14 protein-coding genes are annotated in these 18,815 nt (G+C 64.8%); 10 read left to right on the top strand and 4 right to left on the bottom strand.

Annotation, left to right across the window (positions count from 1 at the left end; genetic code table 11):
• Positions 1-34: 34 nt before the first annotated feature.
• On the bottom strand, positions 35-535 hold the full coding sequence (locus QM467_RS09210) for a DUF4405 domain-containing protein (protein ID WP_283366013.1): 501 nt from the start codon (positions 533-535) through the stop codon (positions 35-37).
• A 171-nt stretch (positions 536-706) separates the two neighbouring features.
• Here QM467_RS09210 and ilvD point away from each other — a divergent pair, with 171 nt between their 5' ends.
• The 5 genes from ilvD to QM467_RS09185 all read left to right on the top strand — a co-directional run bounded on the left by ilvD (position 707) and on the right by QM467_RS09185 (position 7,366).
• Positions 707-2,545, top strand: a complete 1,839-nt coding sequence (gene ilvD / locus QM467_RS09205; RefSeq protein WP_283366012.1) for a dihydroxy-acid dehydratase — start codon at positions 707-709, stop codon at positions 2,543-2,545.
• 268 nt (positions 2,546-2,813) lie between these two features.
• Positions 2,814-3,119 (top strand): DUF485 domain-containing protein, encoded by a 306-nt coding sequence (locus tag QM467_RS09200; RefSeq protein ID WP_283366011.1) that lies wholly within the window; start codon positions 2,814-2,816, stop codon positions 3,117-3,119.
• A complete protein-coding gene (locus tag QM467_RS09195; RefSeq protein ID WP_283366010.1) occupies positions 3,119-4,798 on the top strand; it encodes a cation acetate symporter in 1,680 nt (559 codons plus the stop codon). Before QM467_RS09200 ends, QM467_RS09195 begins: the two co-directional genes overlap by 1 nt.
• 90 nt (positions 4,799-4,888) lie before the next feature.
• On the top strand, positions 4,889-6,685 hold the full coding sequence (locus QM467_RS09190; protein ID WP_283366009.1) for a putative nucleotidyltransferase substrate binding domain-containing protein: 1,797 nt from the start codon (positions 4,889-4,891) through the stop codon (positions 6,683-6,685).
• Between the two features lie 9 nt (positions 6,686-6,694).
• Entirely contained in the window at positions 6,695-7,366 is a 672-nt protein-coding gene (locus tag QM467_RS09185; protein ID WP_283366008.1) for a 3'-5' exonuclease, read from the top strand.
• 37 nt (positions 7,367-7,403) lie between these two features.
• On the opposite strand, the gene QM467_RS09180 is transcribed toward QM467_RS09185, so the two are convergent.
• The gene (locus tag QM467_RS09180) at positions 7,404-8,054 is read right to left on the bottom strand and encodes an acetate uptake transporter (RefSeq protein WP_283366007.1); all 651 of its coding nucleotides are present in this window, start codon (positions 8,052-8,054) and stop codon (positions 7,404-7,406) included.
• A 348-nt stretch (positions 8,055-8,402) separates the two neighbouring features.
• Between QM467_RS09180 and QM467_RS09175 the strand changes: the two genes are divergently transcribed.
• The 4 genes from QM467_RS09175 (at position 8,403) to QM467_RS09160 (ending at position 11,232) form a co-directional block, all read left to right on the top strand.
• On the top strand, positions 8,403-9,173 hold the full coding sequence (locus QM467_RS09175) for an enoyl-CoA hydratase (RefSeq protein WP_283366006.1): 771 nt from the start codon (positions 8,403-8,405) through the stop codon (positions 9,171-9,173).
• Between the two features lies 1 nt (position 9,174).
• Positions 9,175-9,945: a class I SAM-dependent methyltransferase gene (locus tag QM467_RS09170; protein WP_446737755.1), complete on the top strand. Its 771-nt coding sequence runs from the start codon at positions 9,175-9,177 to the stop codon at positions 9,943-9,945.
• 267 nt (positions 9,946-10,212) lie between these two features.
• The gene (locus QM467_RS09165; protein WP_283366004.1) at positions 10,213-10,602 is read left to right on the top strand and encodes a helix-turn-helix domain-containing protein; all 390 of its coding nucleotides are present in this window, start codon (positions 10,213-10,215) and stop codon (positions 10,600-10,602) included.
• A 24-nt stretch (positions 10,603-10,626) separates the two neighbouring features.
• Positions 10,627-11,232 (top strand): KUP/HAK/KT family potassium transporter, encoded by a 606-nt coding sequence (locus QM467_RS09160; protein ID WP_283366003.1) that lies wholly within the window; start codon positions 10,627-10,629, stop codon positions 11,230-11,232.
• Between the two features lie 115 nt (positions 11,233-11,347).
• On the opposite strand, the gene QM467_RS09155 is transcribed toward QM467_RS09160, so the two are convergent.
• Positions 11,348-12,364 carry an NAD(P)H-quinone oxidoreductase gene (locus tag QM467_RS09155; RefSeq protein ID WP_283366002.1) on the bottom strand — a complete coding sequence of 339 codons (1,017 nt, stop codon included), beginning with the start codon at positions 12,362-12,364 and terminating at the stop codon, positions 11,348-11,350.
• A 16-nt stretch (positions 12,365-12,380) separates the two neighbouring features.
• Positions 12,381-13,130 carry a sulfite exporter TauE/SafE family protein gene (locus QM467_RS09150; RefSeq protein ID WP_283366001.1) on the bottom strand — a complete coding sequence of 250 codons (750 nt, stop codon included), beginning with the start codon at positions 13,128-13,130 and terminating at the stop codon, positions 12,381-12,383.
• A 212-nt stretch (positions 13,131-13,342) separates the two neighbouring features.
• Between QM467_RS09150 and QM467_RS09145 the strand changes: the two genes are divergently transcribed.
• Positions 13,343-18,808, top strand: coding sequence for a GH36-type glycosyl hydrolase domain-containing protein (locus tag QM467_RS09145; protein WP_283366000.1), 5,466 nt, complete (start codon positions 13,343-13,345; stop codon positions 18,806-18,808).
• Positions 18,809-18,815: the final 7 nt, after the last annotated feature.

Raw genomic sequence — 18,815 nt, 5'->3', positions numbered from 1 at the left:
CCGCAAAAGGAAGCCCGGGCTTCGGCGACGCCGCTCAATCGCTCGCGCCGCCGAACAGGATGGCCATGGCCTTGCCCCGCGCGTCGCGGCTGGCGCCGGCCGCGCCGGCTATGCTGGCGTCCGGACCGGAAATGTCAAAACCCGCGTTCCGCAATTGCGCGACAAGAAAATCGACCGGGCGGCCAGTGAGCGGCGCGACGGCGGAGAGGGGCGCTCGCGCGACGGCGTTCATGGCCAGAACCGGCGGCGACGCGCTCTTGGCGCCGCCTGGCGGGACGAACGAAGCGAGCAGGACAACGGCGAACAGGGCGATGACCGCGCGTCCGACAGCGCTGGAGACGAAATAGCGTTTGAAGGCGTTCCAGTTGACCGCGACATGGAGGCCAGCGCCGGCGATGAACACCCAGCCAAGCCATTCATGGGCGATCTTGTTGAGACCGGTGTCGAAATGGAAGAACATCAAGAGGCCGGTGGCGGCCATCAGGCCGAAGGCGCCGATGGTGAAGGGCGTAGCCCAATCGCGTGAGATTTTCATGTCACATGCTCCGATTGCAGCAAGCTTGTCGCCCGCTTGACCTGTACAGGAGATGAACCGGTCCCGTCAGGCGTCGGTTTTTTCGTGGCGCAGATCCTCTCGCTCCCCTCATGGACGCGCCGCGCACAAAGGAGTAGGAGAGGCTCAAATCCCAGACCTCGGACCAGAAACATGCCTCCATATCGCTCACGCACTTCGACCCACGGCCGCAACATGGCGGGCGCGCGCGGCCTGTGGCGCGCCACCGGCATGAAGGACGGCGATTTCGGCAAGCCGATCATCGCGGTGGTCAATTCCTTCACCCAGTTCGTGCCCGGCCATGTCCATCTCAAGGATCTCGGCCAACTGGTCGCCCGAGAGATCGAGGCGGCGGGCGGCGTCGCCAAGGAGTTCAACACCATCGCGGTCGATGACGGCATCGCCATGGGCCATTCCGGGATGCTCTATAGCCTGCCCTCGCGCGAGATCATCGCCGACAGCGTGGAATATATGGCCAACGCCCATTGCGCCGACGCCCTCGTCTGCATCTCCAATTGCGACAAGATCACCCCCGGCATGCTGATGGCGGCGCTGCGGCTTAATATTCCGGCGGTGTTCGTCTCCGGCGGCCCGATGGAGGCCGGCAAGGTCGTGATCGGCGGCAAGACCAGGGCCGTGGACCTGATCGACGCCATGGTCGCGGCGGCGGACGCACATAACAGCGACGAGGACGTCGCCGCCATGGAGCGCTCGGCCTGCCCGACCTGCGGCTCGTGTTCCGGCATGTTCACGGCCAATTCCATGAACTGCCTGACCGAGGCGCTCGGCCTGTCGCTGCCGGGCAATGGCACCATTGTCGCCACCCATTCTGATCGCAAGGAGCTGTTCCTGCAGGCGGGACGCACCGCGGTCGAGCTGTGCCGCCGCTATTACGAGCATGACGACGAGTCCGTGCTGCCGCGCAGCATCGCCACCGTCAAGGCGTTCGAGAACGCCATGACGCTCGATATCGCCATGGGCGGCTCGACCAATACCGTGCTGCATTTGCTCGCCGCCGCCTATGAAGGCGGCGTGGACTTCCAGATGGCGGATATCGACCGCCTGTCGCGCCGTGTCCCGGTGCTGTGCAAGGTGGCGCCCTCCGTGCCGGACGTCCATATCGAGGACGTGCATCGCGCGGGCGGCATTTTCGGCATTCTCGGCGAGCTCGACCGCGCCGGCTTGCTCAACCGCGACGTCCGTTCCGTGCATAGCGCAAGCCTCGAGTCCGCGCTGAAGAAGTGGGACATCAAGCGCAATGACTGCATCGGCCTCAACACCTTCTTCCGCGCCTCGCCCGGCGGCATTCCGACCCAGGTCGCCTTCAGCCAGTCGCGCCGCTACGACGCGCTCGACGACGACCGCGCCAAGGGCGTGATCCGCTCGGCCGAGCACGCCTTCTCCAAGGACGGCGGTCTCGCCGTCCTGTTCGGCAATCTGGCTGAGGAGGGCGCCATCGTGAAGACGGCGGGCGTCGACGACAGTAACCTGACGTTCACCGGCCCCGCGCTGGTGTTCGAGAGCCAGGACGATTCTGTGCAGGCCATTCTGTCCGGCAAGGTCAAGGCGGGCGACGTGGTCGTGATCCGCTATGAAGGGCCGCGCGGCGGGCCGGGCATGCAGGAAATGCTCTATCCGACCTCCTATCTGAAAAGTATGGGCCTCGGCAAAGCCTGCGCGCTCATCACCGACGGGCGCTTCTCCGGCGGCACCTCGGGCCTTTCCATCGGCCATGTCTCGCCGGAGGCGGAGGAGGGCGGCCTGATCGGCCTCGTCGAGACCGGCGACCGCATCGAGATCGACATTCCGAATCGCGTGCTGCGCCTCGACGTCGCTGACGAGGAGCTGGCGCGCCGCCGCGCCGCGATGGAGGCCAAGGGCAAGGACGCCTGGAAGCCCGAAGGCCGCGACCGTCCCCTCAGCACGGCCTTGCGCGCCTATGCCGCCTTGACTACCAGCGCCGCCAAAGGCGCGGTGCGCGTCGTGCCCTGAGCGGGGGGCGCCCTCCGCCTTCACGCGATCCCGCGCCAAGATCTTTTTCCGCCGCGCCGCAGCTCTTTCCGCGGTGCGGCGTTTCTTTTGCGGCGCTTTTAATCGAAGATGTTCGACAAAGTGCTAACTCACTTTGGCGGAGTGGCTGGGTTAGACAAGTCGCAGTGAGCGTATTTCGGTCAAGGTCTCTTCTCGCGTCCAGTCGGGAGCGCCGCGCAGGCGAAAAGAACCAACGAAAACACGCCTCTGGAACTTGGGAGGTGCCGTAATGGCCGCAACTGCATTAGAAATCGAACAAAATCCGAAATTTCAGGAGCTCGTGGCCACGCGCAAGAAGCTCGGCTGGACGCTCAGCCTGGTCATGCTGGCCATTTATTTCGGCTTCATCCTGCTCGTCGCCTTCAACAAGGCGTTTCTCGGCACGCCGATTTCGCCGAATGGCGTCACCACAATCGGCATTCCGATCGGTCTCGGCGTCATCGTTTCCGCTTTCGTCCTCACCGGCTTCTATGTTGTCCGGGCCAACGCCCGCTATGACGAATTGAATCGCCAGATCGTCGAGGAGAGCAAGTGATGTCGCGCTTCAAGTCTCTCATTTTGGCGGCGGCCCTCGCCGCCCTGTCTTCGTCGGCCTACGCCGACGCTATCGCGGGCAAGGTCGAAAAGCAGGAGACCAATTTAACCGCGATCGCCATGTTCGCGATCTTCGTCCTGTTCACGCTGGGCATTACCTATTGGGCGGCCAAGCGCACCAAATCCGCCGCGCAATTCTATACCGCGGGCGGCGGCATCACCGGCTTCCAGAATGGCCTCGCCATCGCTGGCGATTACATGTCGGCGGCGTCCTTCCTCGGTATTTCCGGCCTGGTCTATCTGAACGGCTATGACGGCCTGATCTATTCGGTGGGCTGGCTGGTCGGCTGGCCTATCGTGACCTTCCTGATCGCGGAGCCTCTTCGCAACCTCGGCAAATTCACCTTCGCCGACGTGGCTTCGTTCCGCTTCTCGCAGACGCCGATCCGCATTCTGGCCGCCTGCGGCACGCTGGTCACCGTCGCCTTCTATCTGATCGCGCAGATGGTCGGCGCCGGCGCCCTGATCCAGTTGCTGTTTGGCCTGCCCTATATGTACGCCGTGATCGGTGTCGGCGCGCTGATGATCGTCTATGTGACCTTCGGCGGCATGGTTGCGACGACCTGGGTGCAGATCATCAAGGCCTGCCTGCTGCTCGCCGGCGCGTCCTTCATGGCCTTCATGGTTCTGTCGGCCTATGGCTTCAGCCCCGCGGCGCTGTTCGCCAAGGCGGTCGAAGTGCATCCCAAGCATCTGGCCATCATGGAGCCCGGCACGTTGATCAGCGATCCGATCTCGGCCATATCGCTGGGTCTGGCCCTGATGTTTGGCACCGCCGGCCTGCCGCATATCCTGATGCGCTTCTTCACCGTGGCTGACGCCAAGGCGGCGCGCAAGTCGGTGTTCTACGCGACGGGCTTCATCGGCTATTTCTACATCCTGACCTTCATTATCGGCTTCGGCGCGATCGTGATGGTTTCGACCAATCCGATGTTCCTCTCCGATGCGGCCAAAGGTCTGGCGGGCATCCGGGGCGGCTCGAACATGGCTGCGATTCATCTCGCGGACGCGGTCGGCGGCGACGTCTTCCTGGGCTTCATCTCGGCGGTGGCTTTCGCCACGATCCTTGCGGTCGTGTCGGGCCTGACGCTGGCGGGCGCCTCGGCGATCAGCCACGACCTCTACGCCACCGTCGTCAAGGGCGGCAAGGCCAACGAACAGGACGAAATCCGCGTCTCGAAGATCGCCACCGTCGTTCTCGGTGTCATCGCCGTGATCCTCGGCATCATCTTCGAGAAGCAGAACGTCGCCTTCATGGTCGGTCTGGCCTTCTCGATCGCGGCCTCGTGCAACTTCCCGGTGCTGCTGATGTCGATGATGTGGCGCGGCATGACGACCCGCGGCGCGGTGATCGGCGGCTTCCTGGGCCTCATCTCGGCGCTGGTTGGCGTGATCTTCTCGCCGGCGGTGTGGGAAGCCACCATGGGCTATCCGAAGGGCTCGGCGATGTTCCAGATCAGCAATCCCGCGCTGTTCTCGATGGCCATCGCCTTCGCCGGCATCTGGCTGTTCTCGAAGCTGGACACCAGTGCGCGCGGCGCTCAGGACCGGGCCGGCTTCGACGCCCAGTATGTCCGCTCGCAGACGGGCATTGGGGCCGCCGGCGCGTCGGCCCACTAAGCAAGATCGGGGCGCGGCTGAATCAGCCGCGCCCTTTTTCGTCTTCCCCGAATTTTCACCAATGCGCCGTCGATTTACGGCGATGTGACCATGTCCGTCATACTAGACAATGCGACGGCCCCCTTCGACCGCCTGACTCCCGAAGAAGCCGAATCCCTGCGCGGCGCAATGGATGTCGCCTATTTCCGCCCCAACGAGACGATCATCGCCGAGGGCTCGGCCCCGGAAGGTCTCTATATCGTCATCAAGGGCTGCATCGAGGAGCGCGAGCAGGGCGAACTGGTCGGCCTGCTCGGTCCCAAGGATTTCTTCGACAGTCGCGCCGTCGTTCAGGGCGTCGGAGTCAGCGGCTTCACCGCGCGCGAGGAAACCCTTTGCGCCCTCGCGCCCCGCGCGGACGTGCTGCGCCTGATCAATTCCAATCCGCGCTTCGGCGCCTTCTTCTACAGCGACATATCGCGCAAGCTCGAAGCTCTGGCGCAAAAGGATGAATCGAGTCAGATCGAATCCATGATGCGCGCGCGAGTGAGGGATCTTTACCTGATGCCCGCCGCGATCATCGACTCGTTCCAGAGCATCGCCTCGGCCGGCCGCATCATGCGCGACATCGACTGCAACGCGCTTTTGGTGCGCGACGGCGGGCGCACCGGCGTCATCACCGGAATGAATCTGTCCAAGGCGGTCGTGCTCAAGGGCATGACCATCGAGGAGCCGGTGAAGAGCATCGCGAATTTCGATCTCGTCACCGTCGAGCCGGATGAATTCGTTTCGCAGGTGCTCCTGTTGATGACGAAATACAACAAGCGCCGCATCGTAGTGAAAGAGGGCGACCTTTACATCGGCATCCTCGAAGACATCAATGTGCTGAGCTTTTTCGCCGGCAATTCCCAGCTGGTCGTCGGCCGCATCGATCGCGCCTCGACCCTGCCGGAACTGGGCGCGGCCGCCAAGCAGATCGCCGAGCAGGTGCGGCCCCTGCGCCGGCAGGGCGTGAAATTCGAGGTGGTGGCGGAAATCATCTCGGACCTGAACCGCCGCCTCTTCGCCAAATTGTTCGATCTCCTGTGTCCGCCTGAAATGCGCGACAAGGCCTGCCTCATCGTGATGGGCAGCGAGGGCCGTGGCGAACAGACCATCCGCACCGATCAGGACAATGGCCTGATCCTGTCCGAGCCAATCGACGAGGCGGCGCTGAACCGTTTCCGCGAGCAGTTCTCCGGCGCGCTGGCGGAGTTCGGTTTCCCGCCCTGTCCCGGCCATGTGATGGTCAACAACCCGCTGTGGTCGCGCACGATCGCCGAATATATCTCCGATTTCAGATCCTGGACGACGACGCCCGACGAACAGTCGTCCATGAATATCGCGATCTTTTTCGACGCCGAGGCCGTGGCGGGCGATGCCTCGCTGCTGGCGCGCGCAAAGAAGGATCTCGTCGAAAAGATCGTCAACGAGCGCGTATGCCTCGCGCGATTCGCCAAGGCCATCGAGGCGTTCGAGCCGCCGATCGGCCTGTTCAACACGCTGAAGACCTCGGAAGGCGAGGGTGATGCGCTGGACCTGAAGAAGGGCGGCATTTTCCCGATCGTCCATGGCGTGCGCTCGCTCGCCATCGAGCAGGGGCTGGAGGAGACCAACACCTTCAAGCGCTTGGCGAAACTGGCGGAGCTCGGGCTGATCAAGGAGGACTTCGCGCGCGATCTCGCCCGCGCGCTCGATTATCTCATGACCATCCGCCTCGACGCGCAGATCGACGCGGCCAAGAGCGCCAGCCTGCTGAAGCCGGCGACGCTGACCAGCATGGATCGCGACTTGCTGCGCGATTCCTTCCAGGTCGTGAAGCAATTGCGCGAATTGGTCCGCCGCCGTTTCAACCTGCATATGTTCTAGGGATCCGTCATGGCTCTGCGCTGGCTGATGCGGAAGTTGGATCATGTGACTCTGCGCGACAAGAGCTATGGCTTCTTGTTCGAGCCGGGCCCGCCGGACGAGGTGGTGTCGATCGATTGCGAAACGACCGGCCTCGACCCGAGCCGCGACGAGATCATCTCGGTGGCGGCGATCAAGATCCGGGGCGACCGCATCCTGGCGAGCGAGACGTTCCAGGCTGTGGCGCGGCCGCGCGTGGCCATCGCCGCGGCGGCGATCAAGGTCCATGGCCTGCGCGAGATTGACGTCTGCAATGCGCGCCCCATGATCGAGATCATACCCGATCTGCTGCATTTTATCGGGGGGCGGCCGCTGCTCGGCTATTACGTCGATTTCGACATCGCGATGCTGAACAATGACGTCGCGGAACTGCTGGGCATCCATTTGCCCAATCCGCGCATCGAAGTGTCGGGCCTGTATTACGAGCGCAAATATGGCGACGCGCCGCCCGGCACCCAGATCGACCTGACCTTCGCCAATATTCTGCGCGACCTGAATCTGCCGCTGTTCAACCAGCACGACGCTTTTTCGGACGCGCTGATGACGGCGATGATCTATGTGAACCTGAAGGATTACGCAGCGCGCGACGTCCGCATCGCCCGCCCGCGCATCAAGCCGTCCAGCGATTATCACGGCATGTGAAATCGGGGACCGCCTGCGGTCCCCGATCCGTCTCTTGTCAAACCAGCGGCTTGCCGACGGGCAGGACGTCGCGGCCGAACAGGCTGTGGAAAATGATGTGAAACATCATGTACCAGGCGCACAGCGCGCAGAAAATCAGGACCCAGGACGCGAAAAGCTTCAGTTCCGGATGGCCCCAGTTCACCAGGTCGAGGCTGACGAAGCCGATCATCAGAAGGGTGAAGCACAGGAACATCACCTTGGAGACCTTGATCGAGGCGATCCACAGGCCTGCCGAGAACAAGGTCCAGCCGAACAGGAAGAAGCCGAGGTCGTTTTCGGTCAGCGCGAGCATCTTCACGCCGCTGGTCGACGCAAGCAGATAGGCGCTGAGGGTGATCCAGAAGGCGCCATAACTGGAAAACGCGGCATAGCCGAAATTATTCCCCATCTTCTGTTCCTGGAAGCCCGCGATCATCTGCGCGGCGCCGCCGAAGATGAATCCAAGCCAGATCACTGGCGCGAGGCCGACCCAGCCGAGATTGTGGAATTGCAGCATCATGGTCGTCAGGCCGAAGGCGCCGAGGCCGACCACGGCGGGATTGCCGAGAGCCGGGGCAAGGGCCGGATCCGCCATGGTCGCGTCTTTTTCCTGCCGCTTCTGAAATTGCAGAGTGGCCGGCGCCGGCGCCGTTTCAGCGATCTTCATTTCCATATCTGCGGCCTTTCATAGTCGATTCAGGAATCCGGATGCGATGCGCTGTGACAAAAATCTCAGCGGAGTCTCAATTCCGCGATGCTTATCCGAAAGGCATGGTTCAAGAGACTAAACAATATGCCTAATTCTAAGGCCTATCTGAGGAACTATACTTTAGCATGCGTCAAAACGACCATGGGCGGCTTGCCAGACCACGGTGCCGACGGTTGACCCCAAGGAGCGGGTCGCGCAGCGAAAAGTTGAATAAGCTTTCGGCTCGGCCTATGCCGGGATTAAGGATTTTTCCGCGCGTGGGGAGGCGCCCTGACGTCCCAAGCGCGTGTCAGAGGAGCGCGACATTTGACGGACGTCACCCTGTTCGAGAACCGCGACGGCATCGCGCATTTCATTTTCAACCGCCCGCAAGCGCGCAACGCGCTCACCTTCGAAATGTACGAACATTTGCGCGAGGCCTGCGAAAAGGCGAACGAGGATCGTTCGATCCGCGCGCTGCTGATCTATGGCGCGGGCGACAAGGCCTTCGCCGCGGGCACGGATATTGCGGAATTTCGCGCCCTGCAATCGGCGCAGGACGCCGTCGATTACGAGGTCAAGATCGAGCGCGTGCTGTCCACGCTGGAAAAATGCCGCGCGCCGACCATCGCGGCCATCGCCGGGGCCTGCACCGGCGGCGGCGCGGCCATCGCCGCCTGTTGCGACCTGCGCGTCGCCGCGAGCAACGCCAAATTCGGCTTTCCCATCGCGCGCACGCTCGGCAACTGCCTGTCCGTGGCCAATTACGGCCGTCTTGCGCACATCATCGGCGCGGCGCGGGTCAAGGACCTGCTTTTCACCGCCCGGCTGATCGACGCCGATGAGGCCCGGCTGTTCGGCCTGGTCGGCGAAATCGTCGCGCCCGAGGCGCTGGCGGACCGCGCCGAGGAACTGGCGAAAACCGTGGCGGGCCATGCGCCGCTCACCTTGCGCGCGACCAAGGAGGCTCTGTTGCGACTGCGTCCGCCGATGGAGACGGGCGAGGACCTTGTCGTCATGTGCTATCGCAGCGCCGATTTTCAGGAAGGCATGGAGTCCTTCCTCGCCAAAAGGCCGCCGCAATGGCGGGGGGAATAGGATCGCCGTGACACAGGATCACGACGCTCTGACCGAGCGGCAGTTTGGCGCTCACGCGCGGGCCTATGTCGAAAGCGCCGTCCATGCGGGCGGCGCCGATCTCGCCGCGCTGACCGCGCGCGCAGCGCGCATTGCGCCGGCTCGCGCGCTCGACCTCGGGGCCGGCGGCGGGCACGTCGCTTACGCTCTGGCCGGCGTCTCGGGCGCCGTCGCGGCGGTCGACCTGTCGGCGGATATGCTGGCGGTCGTCGCCGCCGAAGCGGAACGCCGCGGCTGGAGCAATGTCGAAACGTTTCTGGCCTCGGCGGAAAGCCTGCCGTTCCCCGACGCCTCGTTCGACTTTGTCGCCAGCCGTTTCTCCGCCCACCACTGGCGCGACGCGTCCGCTGGTCTGCGGCAGGCCCGCCGCGTGTTGCGCGCGGGCGCCCCGGCAATTTTCATCGACATTGTCTCGCCCGGCGAGCCCGCCCTCGACACCCATCTCCAGGCCGTGGAATTGCTGCGCGACGTCTCGCATGTGCGCGATTACAGCGTCGCGGAATGGCGCGCGATGCTGGCGGATGCAGGCTTTTCCCTCGAGTCCTGCGAGAACTGGCGGTTGCGCATGGATTTCGCCGTCTGGACGAGTCGCATCGGCACGCCGGCCCCGCTGGCGGCGGCGATCCGTCTGTTGCAGCAGAAGGCCAGCGCCGAAACCCGCGCCTATTTCGCGATAGAAGACGACGGCGCCTTCCTGCTCGACGCAGCAATGTTCATCGCCGTCGCCGCTTAACCTTGACGTCTTTGGTCGGAACGACGGGCGGGTGTAAAGCATTGCTTCCGAGAAGCTGTTAAGTATTTAACCTTGTTTGCTTACCTAACGTGATAAAGTGCTTAAATTCATGATTAACGCTTCATTAAGTTGCGTCGGCTCGGCGTTTTTGTAGAATTTTATTTAAATGAAGGCGCATTCCCGTCCGGCCTCCGGAGCGACCTGCAAGGCCGCGAGAAGGGCGCCGGGGAGGGCCGGTTGCGCCATTTCGATTTTGTGAAAAATCCCATGAAGACCTCTAATTTCATTGACCGGCATGTCGGAGCCAGATTGCGTTTCCTGCGGCAGTCCAAGGGGGTGTCGCCGGACGTCCTGTCCCGGATGCTTGCGATTTCGGCCGGCCGCCTGGACGATCTCGAAGAAGGCCGCGAGCGCATTTCCGCCGATCTGATGCGGGTGTTGTCGCGCGTCCTGCGGGCGCCTCCGTCGGCGTTTTTCGACGGGTTCTCGGTGACGGCGGCGGGGTTGGTGCGGCTGACGGACGATGACGCCGGCGCGGCCGATGACGAAGAGCGGTTGTTGCGCGATTTCGCCCGCATTCGGGATCATGAAACGCGCCAACTGGTCCTGACGCTCGTTTCGAGCTACGCCGCTTTCGAGGGCATGGCCAAAGGATGAGCCACCAGGGCTGATTCAGGTCATTTGCCGCGCGGGCGCTGGGGCCGCAAGGCGACCTTCGCCGCCTATAAGGCCAAGGCTACGATGACCATGGCGGAACTGGTCGAGAAATATCGCGCGAGCAAATCCTTCATCGATCGCAGCGCCGTGGTGATGTCGCCGAAGACCCTTACCTCGCTGGACGACCGCGCGCCGGTGATCGCGCAAATGATGTGGGATCGCTGCGGCGTCCTGCCCCGCCACCTCATTTTCGTCGAGGTCACCCACGTCAAGACGCCCTATGTCGAGGACAATCGATACAGGGTGACAATTTTTCACCGCGCGCCGGATGGCGGCGGCATCATGGGCGTCGATCTGCGGTTCGGCTTCATGGAGGAGCCGGATGTGGAAAAATGGCTGGAGGACCTCGCCCGCCACCAGCAGATCGACCTGCCGCCGCAGCACCGGCGCTGGATCGTGCATGTCGCGCATGAAAACCTGCTGCCCGCGCGCAAGATGGACCTGTGGCGGCAGCTGCGCTTCCGCCTGTTTCTGTTCCTGCGCCTCGTTTCGCAGCCGACGTCCTTCTATTACGGCCTTGGCAACAATGTGCAGCTGACGGCGGAGATTTTCCCCGTGCGCGTGGGCTGACTTGAACTATTTCTCCTTGACCGCGACAAGTCGCGGTCAAGGAATCCCTCGCATAAGCTCGGCGGCGCAGTCGCGCCTAACCAAGCCCCACAAGTTTTGCCTGTGGGTCTTGGTATTAATTTCCAGTCAGCAGCACGATCTTGCCGAGATGGGCCGAGGATTCCATCAGCTCATGGGCGGCGCGGGCCTGTTCCAGCGGGAAACGCGCGTGGATCATCGGCTTCACGGCGCCGCTGTCGAGCAGGGGCCAGACCTTGTCCCGCAAGCCGGCGGCGATCGAGGCCTTGGTCGCCAGCGGGCGCGAGCGCAGTGTGGAGCCGGTGAGGGTCAGGCGCTTGAGCATCACGCTCATGAAGTCGAAATCCTTGACCTTGCTGCCCTGCAGGAAGGCGATCTGCACCAGACGGCCATCGGGCGCCAGCGCCGCGACGTTCTTCTGCAGATAGGGGCCGCCGACCATGTCGAGGATCACGTCCACGCCCTTCTTGCCGGTGAGCGCCTTCACTTCGGCGACGAAATCTTGCTCGCGGTAATTGATCGCGACATCCGCGCCGAGGCTCTTGCAGAATTCGACCTTTTCCGCCGATCCCGCCGTGGCGAAAACCCGCGCGCCGAAATGTTTCGCGAGCTGGATCGCGGTCGAGCCGATGCCGCTCGACCCGCCATGGACCAGAAAGGTCTCGCCGGGTTTCAGCGCGCCGCGCGTAAAGACATTGTCATAGACGGTGAAGAAGGTTTCAGGCGCGCCCGCCGCCTCGATCAGGCTCAGAAGCTTCGGCTTGGGCAGGCAGAGCGCGGCGTCGGCGAGGCAGAATTCCGCATAGCCGCCCGAGCCGACCAGCGCGCAGATTTCATCGCCGATCTTTACATTGTCCACGCCTTCGCCGAGCGCGACGACCCGGCCGGCGATTTCAAGGCCGGGGACTTCGCTCTCGCCGGGCGGCGGCGGATAGAGCCCCGCGCGCTGGATGCAGTCGGGGCGGTTGATTCCCGCCGCGACGACCTGGACCAGCACCTTGCCCGGGCCAGGCGCGGGGACCGGCGCCTCGCGCAGTTTGATCACCTCCGGGCCGCCGGCGCCGTCAAAAAAGATTTCGCGCATATTCGCGGGCAAAGCGGACAAGGTGGACATGGCGGCAAACTCCCGGTCAGAAGGCCTTGAGATAGAAGTGCAGGCTCAGCGCGAAGCCGATGAAGATCACAAACAGGCGCACATAAAGCGGCGGAATGCGCGATCCGGCATGGGCGCCCGCGAAGCCGCCGGCGATGGAGCCGGCGGAAAGTATGATCGCCTCCAGCCAATGGATGCGGCCGGAAAACAGGAAGACGCCGGTGGCGGTGGCGTTCATCAGCGTGGCGAGCAGCATTTTCAGGCTGTTCATCAGCACGATGTCCTTCAGTCCGTAAAGCGTCAGCGCCGCCAGCATCAGAATGCCGATGCCGCCGCCGAAATAGCCGCCGTAGATCGCCACGAAACATTGGGCGACCAGCACGCCCGTCGCGCTGAGCAATTGCTTCTCGGCATGCTGGGGCATGACCATGCCCAGAGCGAAGACGAGCGTCGCGCCGAGCAGCAGGAAAGGCACGGCGCGTTCGAAGAATTGTTCGGGCGTCGCGAGCAGCAGGACGGCGCCGAGAAAGCCGCCGACGAGCGAGATGATCGCAAGCATCTTGCCGTCGATGCGCGGGTCTTCCAGCGATTTCTTCAAGCCGCTGCGATAGGCGAAAGTCGTCGCCACCTGCGCGGGAAAGAGCGCGATGGTCGAGGTGGCGTTGGCGTCGATCGCCGGCAGGCCCGCCGCGATCAGCGAGGGAAAAGTGAGGAAGGAGCCGCCTCCCGCCAGGGCGTTGATGAAACCCGCGCCGAAGCCGGCGAGTACGACGACGAGAAACTGCATGGACGGGGATTCCGACGGCGCCGTGAGGGCGTCGGCGCGGCTTCTCCTTTAGCTGTATTCGTCTAAAAGGCCAAACTGTTGTTGAAAGGACAGGCAAATTCGCCGTTCGGCGCGGGTCATGCCGCAGAATTCGCCAAAACTGCACTATCATGGCCGCCTGAAAAGGCCGATTCCCTTTCCGCTCGCCGCCAGATCAAACGCGAAGGCTCAGAATGTTGGCTCCCGCTCCGTCCAGATTCGCCGCGCCCGCGCAACATGGCCTCCTGCGCTTTCTGAGCGCCCTGCTGTTGGTCGGCGCGGTTTGGGCGTCGAGCCAGGGCGCGGCGTCAACCGCTCTTTATGGCGGCGCGATGGGCGCTTTGGCGCTGCTGGGCTTTTCGGTCGCGCTTTCGGGCGCCGGTCGGGGACGGCTCGCCTTTGTCGTCGATTTCCTCGTCCTGTCCGCGCTCGGCCTCGCGGTCGATCCGCACCTCGCGATCTGGGCCGCGCCGCAGAATTATCCCGATATCCTGCGCCTTTCCCCGGTCGGGGGGCTTGTCGCGATCCTGCTCTATTATGCGGCTGCGTTATTGGGCTGGATGACGCGCGGAAAGCGAACCGGCGTCGAAGCCTGCGTCGCCCTGCTGGTGCTGCCTTTCGTGTTCAATCTCCTGCTTGGCCTCGGCTCGCCGTTGCTCGACCGCGCGGCGGGCGCGCTGGCCTTTGGCGCGCCGCTGCCGCTGGCGCGCGTCTTTGTGCGCGGCCTCGTTCTCTTCGTCGTCAACGAGGCCGTGGTCTATGGCGCCTGTCTCGCCATGGGCCGGCGCATGGCCCAAGGCGCGCTGCTTCATGGCGCGCTGCTTCACGGCGTGCTGCTGCTGGCCGCTTTCTGCGCCGCCGCCACGCCGCCGATCGCCGCGGCCGGCTCGACGCCCTTCGTCGCCGCGCTCGTGGCGCCTTTGCGCATCGCGGTTTCCGCTTTCGCCGCGGCGCTCGCGCAGGCAGGGCTTTGGGCCGAGGTTTATCTGGTCACGGCGGTGCTGGGCGACATCCTGCACGATGCGCCGCCGGTCGGGCGCAAGCTCTATGAAATCTGGCGCACGGGCGCCGCCAAGGGCGCCGTTTATGGCGCGGTCTTCATCGGCCTGCTGCTGGCGTTCGACGCCTTCATCGGCCAGCCCGAGGCGGTCTCGCTTTTGCTGCGCTCCGGCTCGATCGGCGCGGCGGTCGCGGGCGCGCTGCTGTTCCCGCTGGCGCGGACCATTCTGGAATCGACCGATTCCACGCCGCCCTTCCACAAGCGCCTCGCCGCGCAATATCATTCCGCGAGCAATTTTTGCGTGGGCGCTATTTGCGGAGTCGGCCTGTTGCAGGCTTTCGGGCGCGAGCTGCCGGCGGCGCCGGGCGACGAGCGCTTCCTGTTCGGCTTCGCGGTGGGCGCGCTCGCCTATGTCGGCGCCTTGCTCTATGGCGATTTCTCGGACATGGCCGGCGGCCTGCGCGCGCGCCTGCGCGGCTGGCGTCCCTACGCCCTTGGCGCTCTGCTTGGCGGGGTGCTCGGCGGCGCGATCTCGTGGTATTTCGACCTTGGCCAGCTCGGCGTTGTGCGCGCCCATTTCTTCGATCACGTCGCGGTCAATTACGGCGCGCTGGGCCATGCCGAAAGCGCTTACGTCATCACGCCCTTCTTCTCGAAATGGGGCGCGACCAATATGGGCATGGTCGAGGGCGGCGTGAAACTGCTCTATCTGGAATCGCTCTCGGGCGTGATCCAGTGGATTTTCGCCGCGCCCTTGTTCAGCATCAACATCTTCTTCCTGACGGCGCTGCTGAAGCGCGATCTCGCGCCGCTGCGCCAGCTGTTCAGCGCTGACGGCGCGCGGGCGCTCGCCGACAACGCCATCGTGGTGCTGCGCTGGGGCCTGTGGATGGCGCCGATCATCTACGCCTTCCTCAAGGTCGCGCCAGATCCGCAATGGTACAATCAGGACGGCCTGATCCGCACGACGGTCGCGACCTATATGAGCGCGGCGCTGCCGCCCTCGCAGTTCCACGACTGGAGCCTCGCCGTCTTCACGGCGCTGCTGACCTATGACTGGCTGCGCGTGCTGATCTGGTTCGACCACATGGGCCTTCGCGTCGCCACTCTGGTCAATCTGTCCTTCGTCGGCGGCGACATGGCGGACGAGCGCGCCGCGCGCTTCCTTGGCGCCAATGCGCGGTCTCGCGTGATCCCGGAAGGCATCCGCCGCTTCGGCACCTGGGCGCCGCTGCTCATTCCCTTCTACATCCCGCGCGGGGCCGAATGGGACAAGGCCTGGAGCGGCGCGGAAGCCGCGGCGAAAGGGCCGGTCTCTCCGCTCTCCAGCCTGCTGATCGGCTATGGCCTGTTCGCGCTTGGCGTCTGCCTCGCACTGACGATCTTCATCCTGACCCGGCCTCGCGCAGGGGCCAAAAGCGCCGCCGCGACAGGCGCGGTCGGCAACGGCCTGCTCACGCTGAATCTGGGGCGCGACGGGCAGGGCTTCTTCCGCGTCGAGACGGCGGCGCGGCGCGGACCGCCGATCGACATGACCCGCGCGGCGGACGATCCGATCCTGCCGCGCGGCGCCTTCCTCTATTTCAGCGAGGCGCAGGATGGCGCCGCGCCGCGCCTGTGGTCGCTCGGAAAGGCGCCGACCGGCGCGGGCTTCGGCGTTTTCGAGAGCGTGTCGAAAGTCCAGGCCCTTTTGCGCGGCGAGCGGGAAGGATTGCGCTGCGAGGCCGTCGTCGAAATGGCGGAAGGCGAGGCCGTCGCGATCTGGCGCGTTCGGCTGACCAACCAGCTCAATATCGCACGCAAGCTGCGCGTCGCCAGCTATCGCGATCTGGTGATGAACGAGGGCGGCGTCGAGCGGCGCGACGCAGCCTATAACGCACTTCATGTCGGGACGTTTTTCGTGCGCCCGCTCGGGGCGATCTTCGCCCGCAACCGCCTGCTGAAGAACCAGGCCGGCGACTTCGCCGACAAGCGCCTTTCGCGCGAGATCGCCTTCCACGCCGCGCTGCCGAATGAAGCGGCGCGGCTGATCGGCTATGAGGATTCGCGCAGCCGTTTCTTCGGCCTCGGCCAGCGCCGCGACCCCGACGTGTTCGCGCAAGGCCTGACCCTGCGCGATCCCGCCGACGAAGGCCTGCTCTATACGTTCGAGCCCTGCGCCGCCCTGATGCTGGAGGTCGATCTGCCCGCCGAGGGCGCGATCGAACTGGTGTTCCTCGATGGCTGGGCCGAAAACGAAACCGTCGCCGCGAAGCTCATCGAGCGGAATGGCGGCGCGACGCTCGCGCCCGACGAACTGGCGGAAACCTTCGCCCGCCGCCGCGCGCTCGCGCCGGCCATCGTTCCCGCCGGGCCGCGCTTCGCCTTCTCGGCCGATGGCCGCGAAGTAAAGACGGCGCCGGGCGCGCCGCGTCCCTTCGCCCATGTGATGGCGGGACCGCATGGTCTCGGCGTCGTCGCCTCGCATGATGGCGATCTGTTCGCCTTCCATCGCAACGCCCGCGCCAACAGCCTGACGCCCTTCCGCATGGGCGAGGGTCGCAACGCCCCGCCCGGACAGGCGATCTATGTGGTCGAAAAGGAAAATGGCGAGGCGCATTGCGCGACCCTGCTGCCCCTGCGCCGCGCCGACACGCGATACGAGGCGGCCTTCGGGCGCGGTTACGCGATCCATCGCAGCGAGAGCCCGCGCCTCGGTCTGGAGTTGACGAGTTTCGTCGCGCCCGACGAGGCGGTTGAAGTGCTTCAGCTCACCTTGCGCAACCACACCGACCGCGAACAATTCTACCGCGTGGTCCCGATGCTGGAGATCATTCTGGCCGAAACCCCGCCCGACGCTCTCGGCGCCGTCCGGACGCAGGCCGACCCGAGCGGAAACGCGCTCTATTTCGCCAATCCGGGCAACGCCTTCGTCGGCGGCTGGGCCTTTGTCGCGACCTCGCTCGACGCCGATTGCAGCGAAACGTCGCGCGCCAAAATCCTTGGCCGCGCCGTGAGCGATCCTCTGCTGCCTTTCCTCGCCGAATTCGGCCATGCCGACGCTGGCGCGGAGGACGACGGGCGCCGCGCCGCAGGCTTCTCCGGCGTGATCGCCGCGCCGCCCCGCGGCGAGGCGCGGGTCTGTGTCGTGCTTGGCGCCGCGCCCACGCTCGAAGCCGCGCAAGTCTTTGCCGCGCGCGCCGCCTCGCTCGATTTCGCGACAGAGAAACTCTCGGCGCTGGAAAAATTCTGGGAGGATCTGCTCGGGACCCTGCGGATCGAAACCAACCGGCCCGAATTCGACCGACTCGTCAACGACTGGCTGCCCTATCAATTGCTGACCGCCCGCCTGTGGGGACGCACCGGCCCGTCGCAGCGCTCGGGCGCCTATGGCTATCGCGATCAATTGCAGGACGTGCTGCCGCTGGTCGCGCTCGCGCCGGAACTGGCGCGCAAGCAGATCCTGCTGCATGGCCGCCAACAGTTCGTCGAGGGCGACGTGCTGAAATGGTGGCATGAGGCGCCGTCAGGCGATGTCGGCATTGGCGAGCGGACCCATGCGTCTGATCCGCATCTCTGGCTGCCCTATGTCACTGCGCGTTATGTCGCGGCGACCGGCGACAGCGCCATTCTTGACGAGATCCTGCCCTTCGTCGAAGCCGAGGACCTGCCGCGCGGCGTCGAGGGCGCGGTGGTCGCGCCGACGCTTTCGCATGAGCGCGCCAGCCTTTTCGACCATTGCCGCCGAGCCATTGCACATTCGCTGGGGAATATGGGGAAGAACGGCCTGCCGCTGATGGGCGCCGGCGATTGGGACGACGGCATGAATCTGGTCGGCTTCCGGGGCAAGGGCGAGAGCGTCTGGGTCGGCTTTTTCCTTTATGACGTCCTCACGCGTTTCGCGCCCATTGCCGAGGCGCGCGGGCAGGCGAAACTCGCCGAGGATTACCGTGACCGCGCGCTGAACTTGCAGGCTGCGCTCGATTCCTGCTGGCGCGGCGACCGCTTCGTGCGCGCCTTCGGCGACGACGGCGCGGAATTCCTGCCGCTCGGCGCCATGTCCTCGGCCTGGCCGACGCTTTCCGGCGCCGTGCAGAGCGAGCGCGGGCGCAAGGCGCTGGAAAACGGCCTCGCCGCCCTCGACAAGGGCGACCGCGTGCTGCTGGTGACGCCGCCCTATGACGAGAACTCCAAGCCCTTCCCGGGCCGCAGCGCGGATTACCCGCCCGGCGTGCGCGAAAACGGCGGCCAATATACCCATGGCTCGTCCTGGTTCGTGGACGCGCTGGTCAGGCTTGCCGAAAAGGCGGCGGCGGAAGGCGATTCCGCGCAGGCGTCGCAGGATCTCGCCCGGGCGTTCCAGGTCTGGGAATCGCTGTCGCCGCTGACCAAGACCAGCCCTGACAAGATCGACCTCTACGGCCTGCCGCCGCATCAGCAGCCGGCGGATGTCTATGACGGGCCGGGCTATGAGGGGCGCGGCGGCTGGGCCTGGTACACCGGCGCCGCCGCCCGCATGACCTCCGCCGCTTACGCCTTGCTGGGCGTTCGCGTCGAGGACGGCGAGCTGAAGCTTCGCGCCGACGCCTTTGAGGACAAGGCGGGGCTGCGCCTCAAGAGCGTGACATTCAAGGGCAAGCGAATTGGGGCCGAAGCCCGGGAGGGCGCCGACGCGTCGTGATCTCCGC

The sequence above is a fragment of the Rhodoblastus sp. 17X3 genome (assembly GCF_030056575.1).
Classification (GTDB): Bacteria; Pseudomonadota; Alphaproteobacteria; order Rhizobiales; family Beijerinckiaceae; genus Rhodoblastus.
The sequence above is the reverse complement of the archived record's forward strand: the minus strand, read 5'-3'. Positions and strand labels throughout refer to the sequence as shown.

Excerpts from the sequence above, each read along its gene's own strand:
- ilvD (WP_283366012.1), top strand. The coding sequence starts at position 707 with ATGCCTCCATATCGCTCACGCACTTCGACCCACGGCCGCAACATGGCG.
- QM467_RS09190 (WP_283366009.1), top strand. The coding sequence starts at position 4,889 with ATGTCCGTCATACTAGACAATGCGACGGCCCCCTTCGACCGCCTGACT.
- QM467_RS09165 (WP_283366004.1), top strand. The coding sequence starts at position 10,213 with ATGAAGACCTCTAATTTCATTGACCGGCATGTCGGAGCCAGATTGCGT.
- QM467_RS09195 (WP_283366010.1), top strand. The coding sequence starts at position 3,119 with ATGTCGCGCTTCAAGTCTCTCATTTTGGCGGCGGCCCTCGCCGCCCTG.
- QM467_RS09180 (WP_283366007.1), bottom strand. The coding sequence starts at position 8,054 with ATGAAGATCGCTGAAACGGCGCCGGCGCCGGCCACTCTGCAATTTCAG.
- QM467_RS09155 (WP_283366002.1), bottom strand. The coding sequence starts at position 12,364 with ATGTCCACCTTGTCCGCTTTGCCCGCGAATATGCGCGAAATCTTTTTT.
- QM467_RS09185 (WP_283366008.1), top strand. The coding sequence starts at position 6,695 with ATGGCTCTGCGCTGGCTGATGCGGAAGTTGGATCATGTGACTCTGCGC.
- QM467_RS09200 (WP_283366011.1), top strand. The coding sequence starts at position 2,814 with ATGGCCGCAACTGCATTAGAAATCGAACAAAATCCGAAATTTCAGGAG.
- QM467_RS09145 (WP_283366000.1), top strand. The coding sequence starts at position 13,343 with ATGTTGGCTCCCGCTCCGTCCAGATTCGCCGCGCCCGCGCAACATGGC.
- QM467_RS09150 (WP_283366001.1), bottom strand. The coding sequence starts at position 13,130 with ATGCAGTTTCTCGTCGTCGTACTCGCCGGCTTCGGCGCGGGTTTCATC.
- QM467_RS09210 (WP_283366013.1), bottom strand. The coding sequence starts at position 535 with ATGAAAATCTCACGCGATTGGGCTACGCCCTTCACCATCGGCGCCTTC.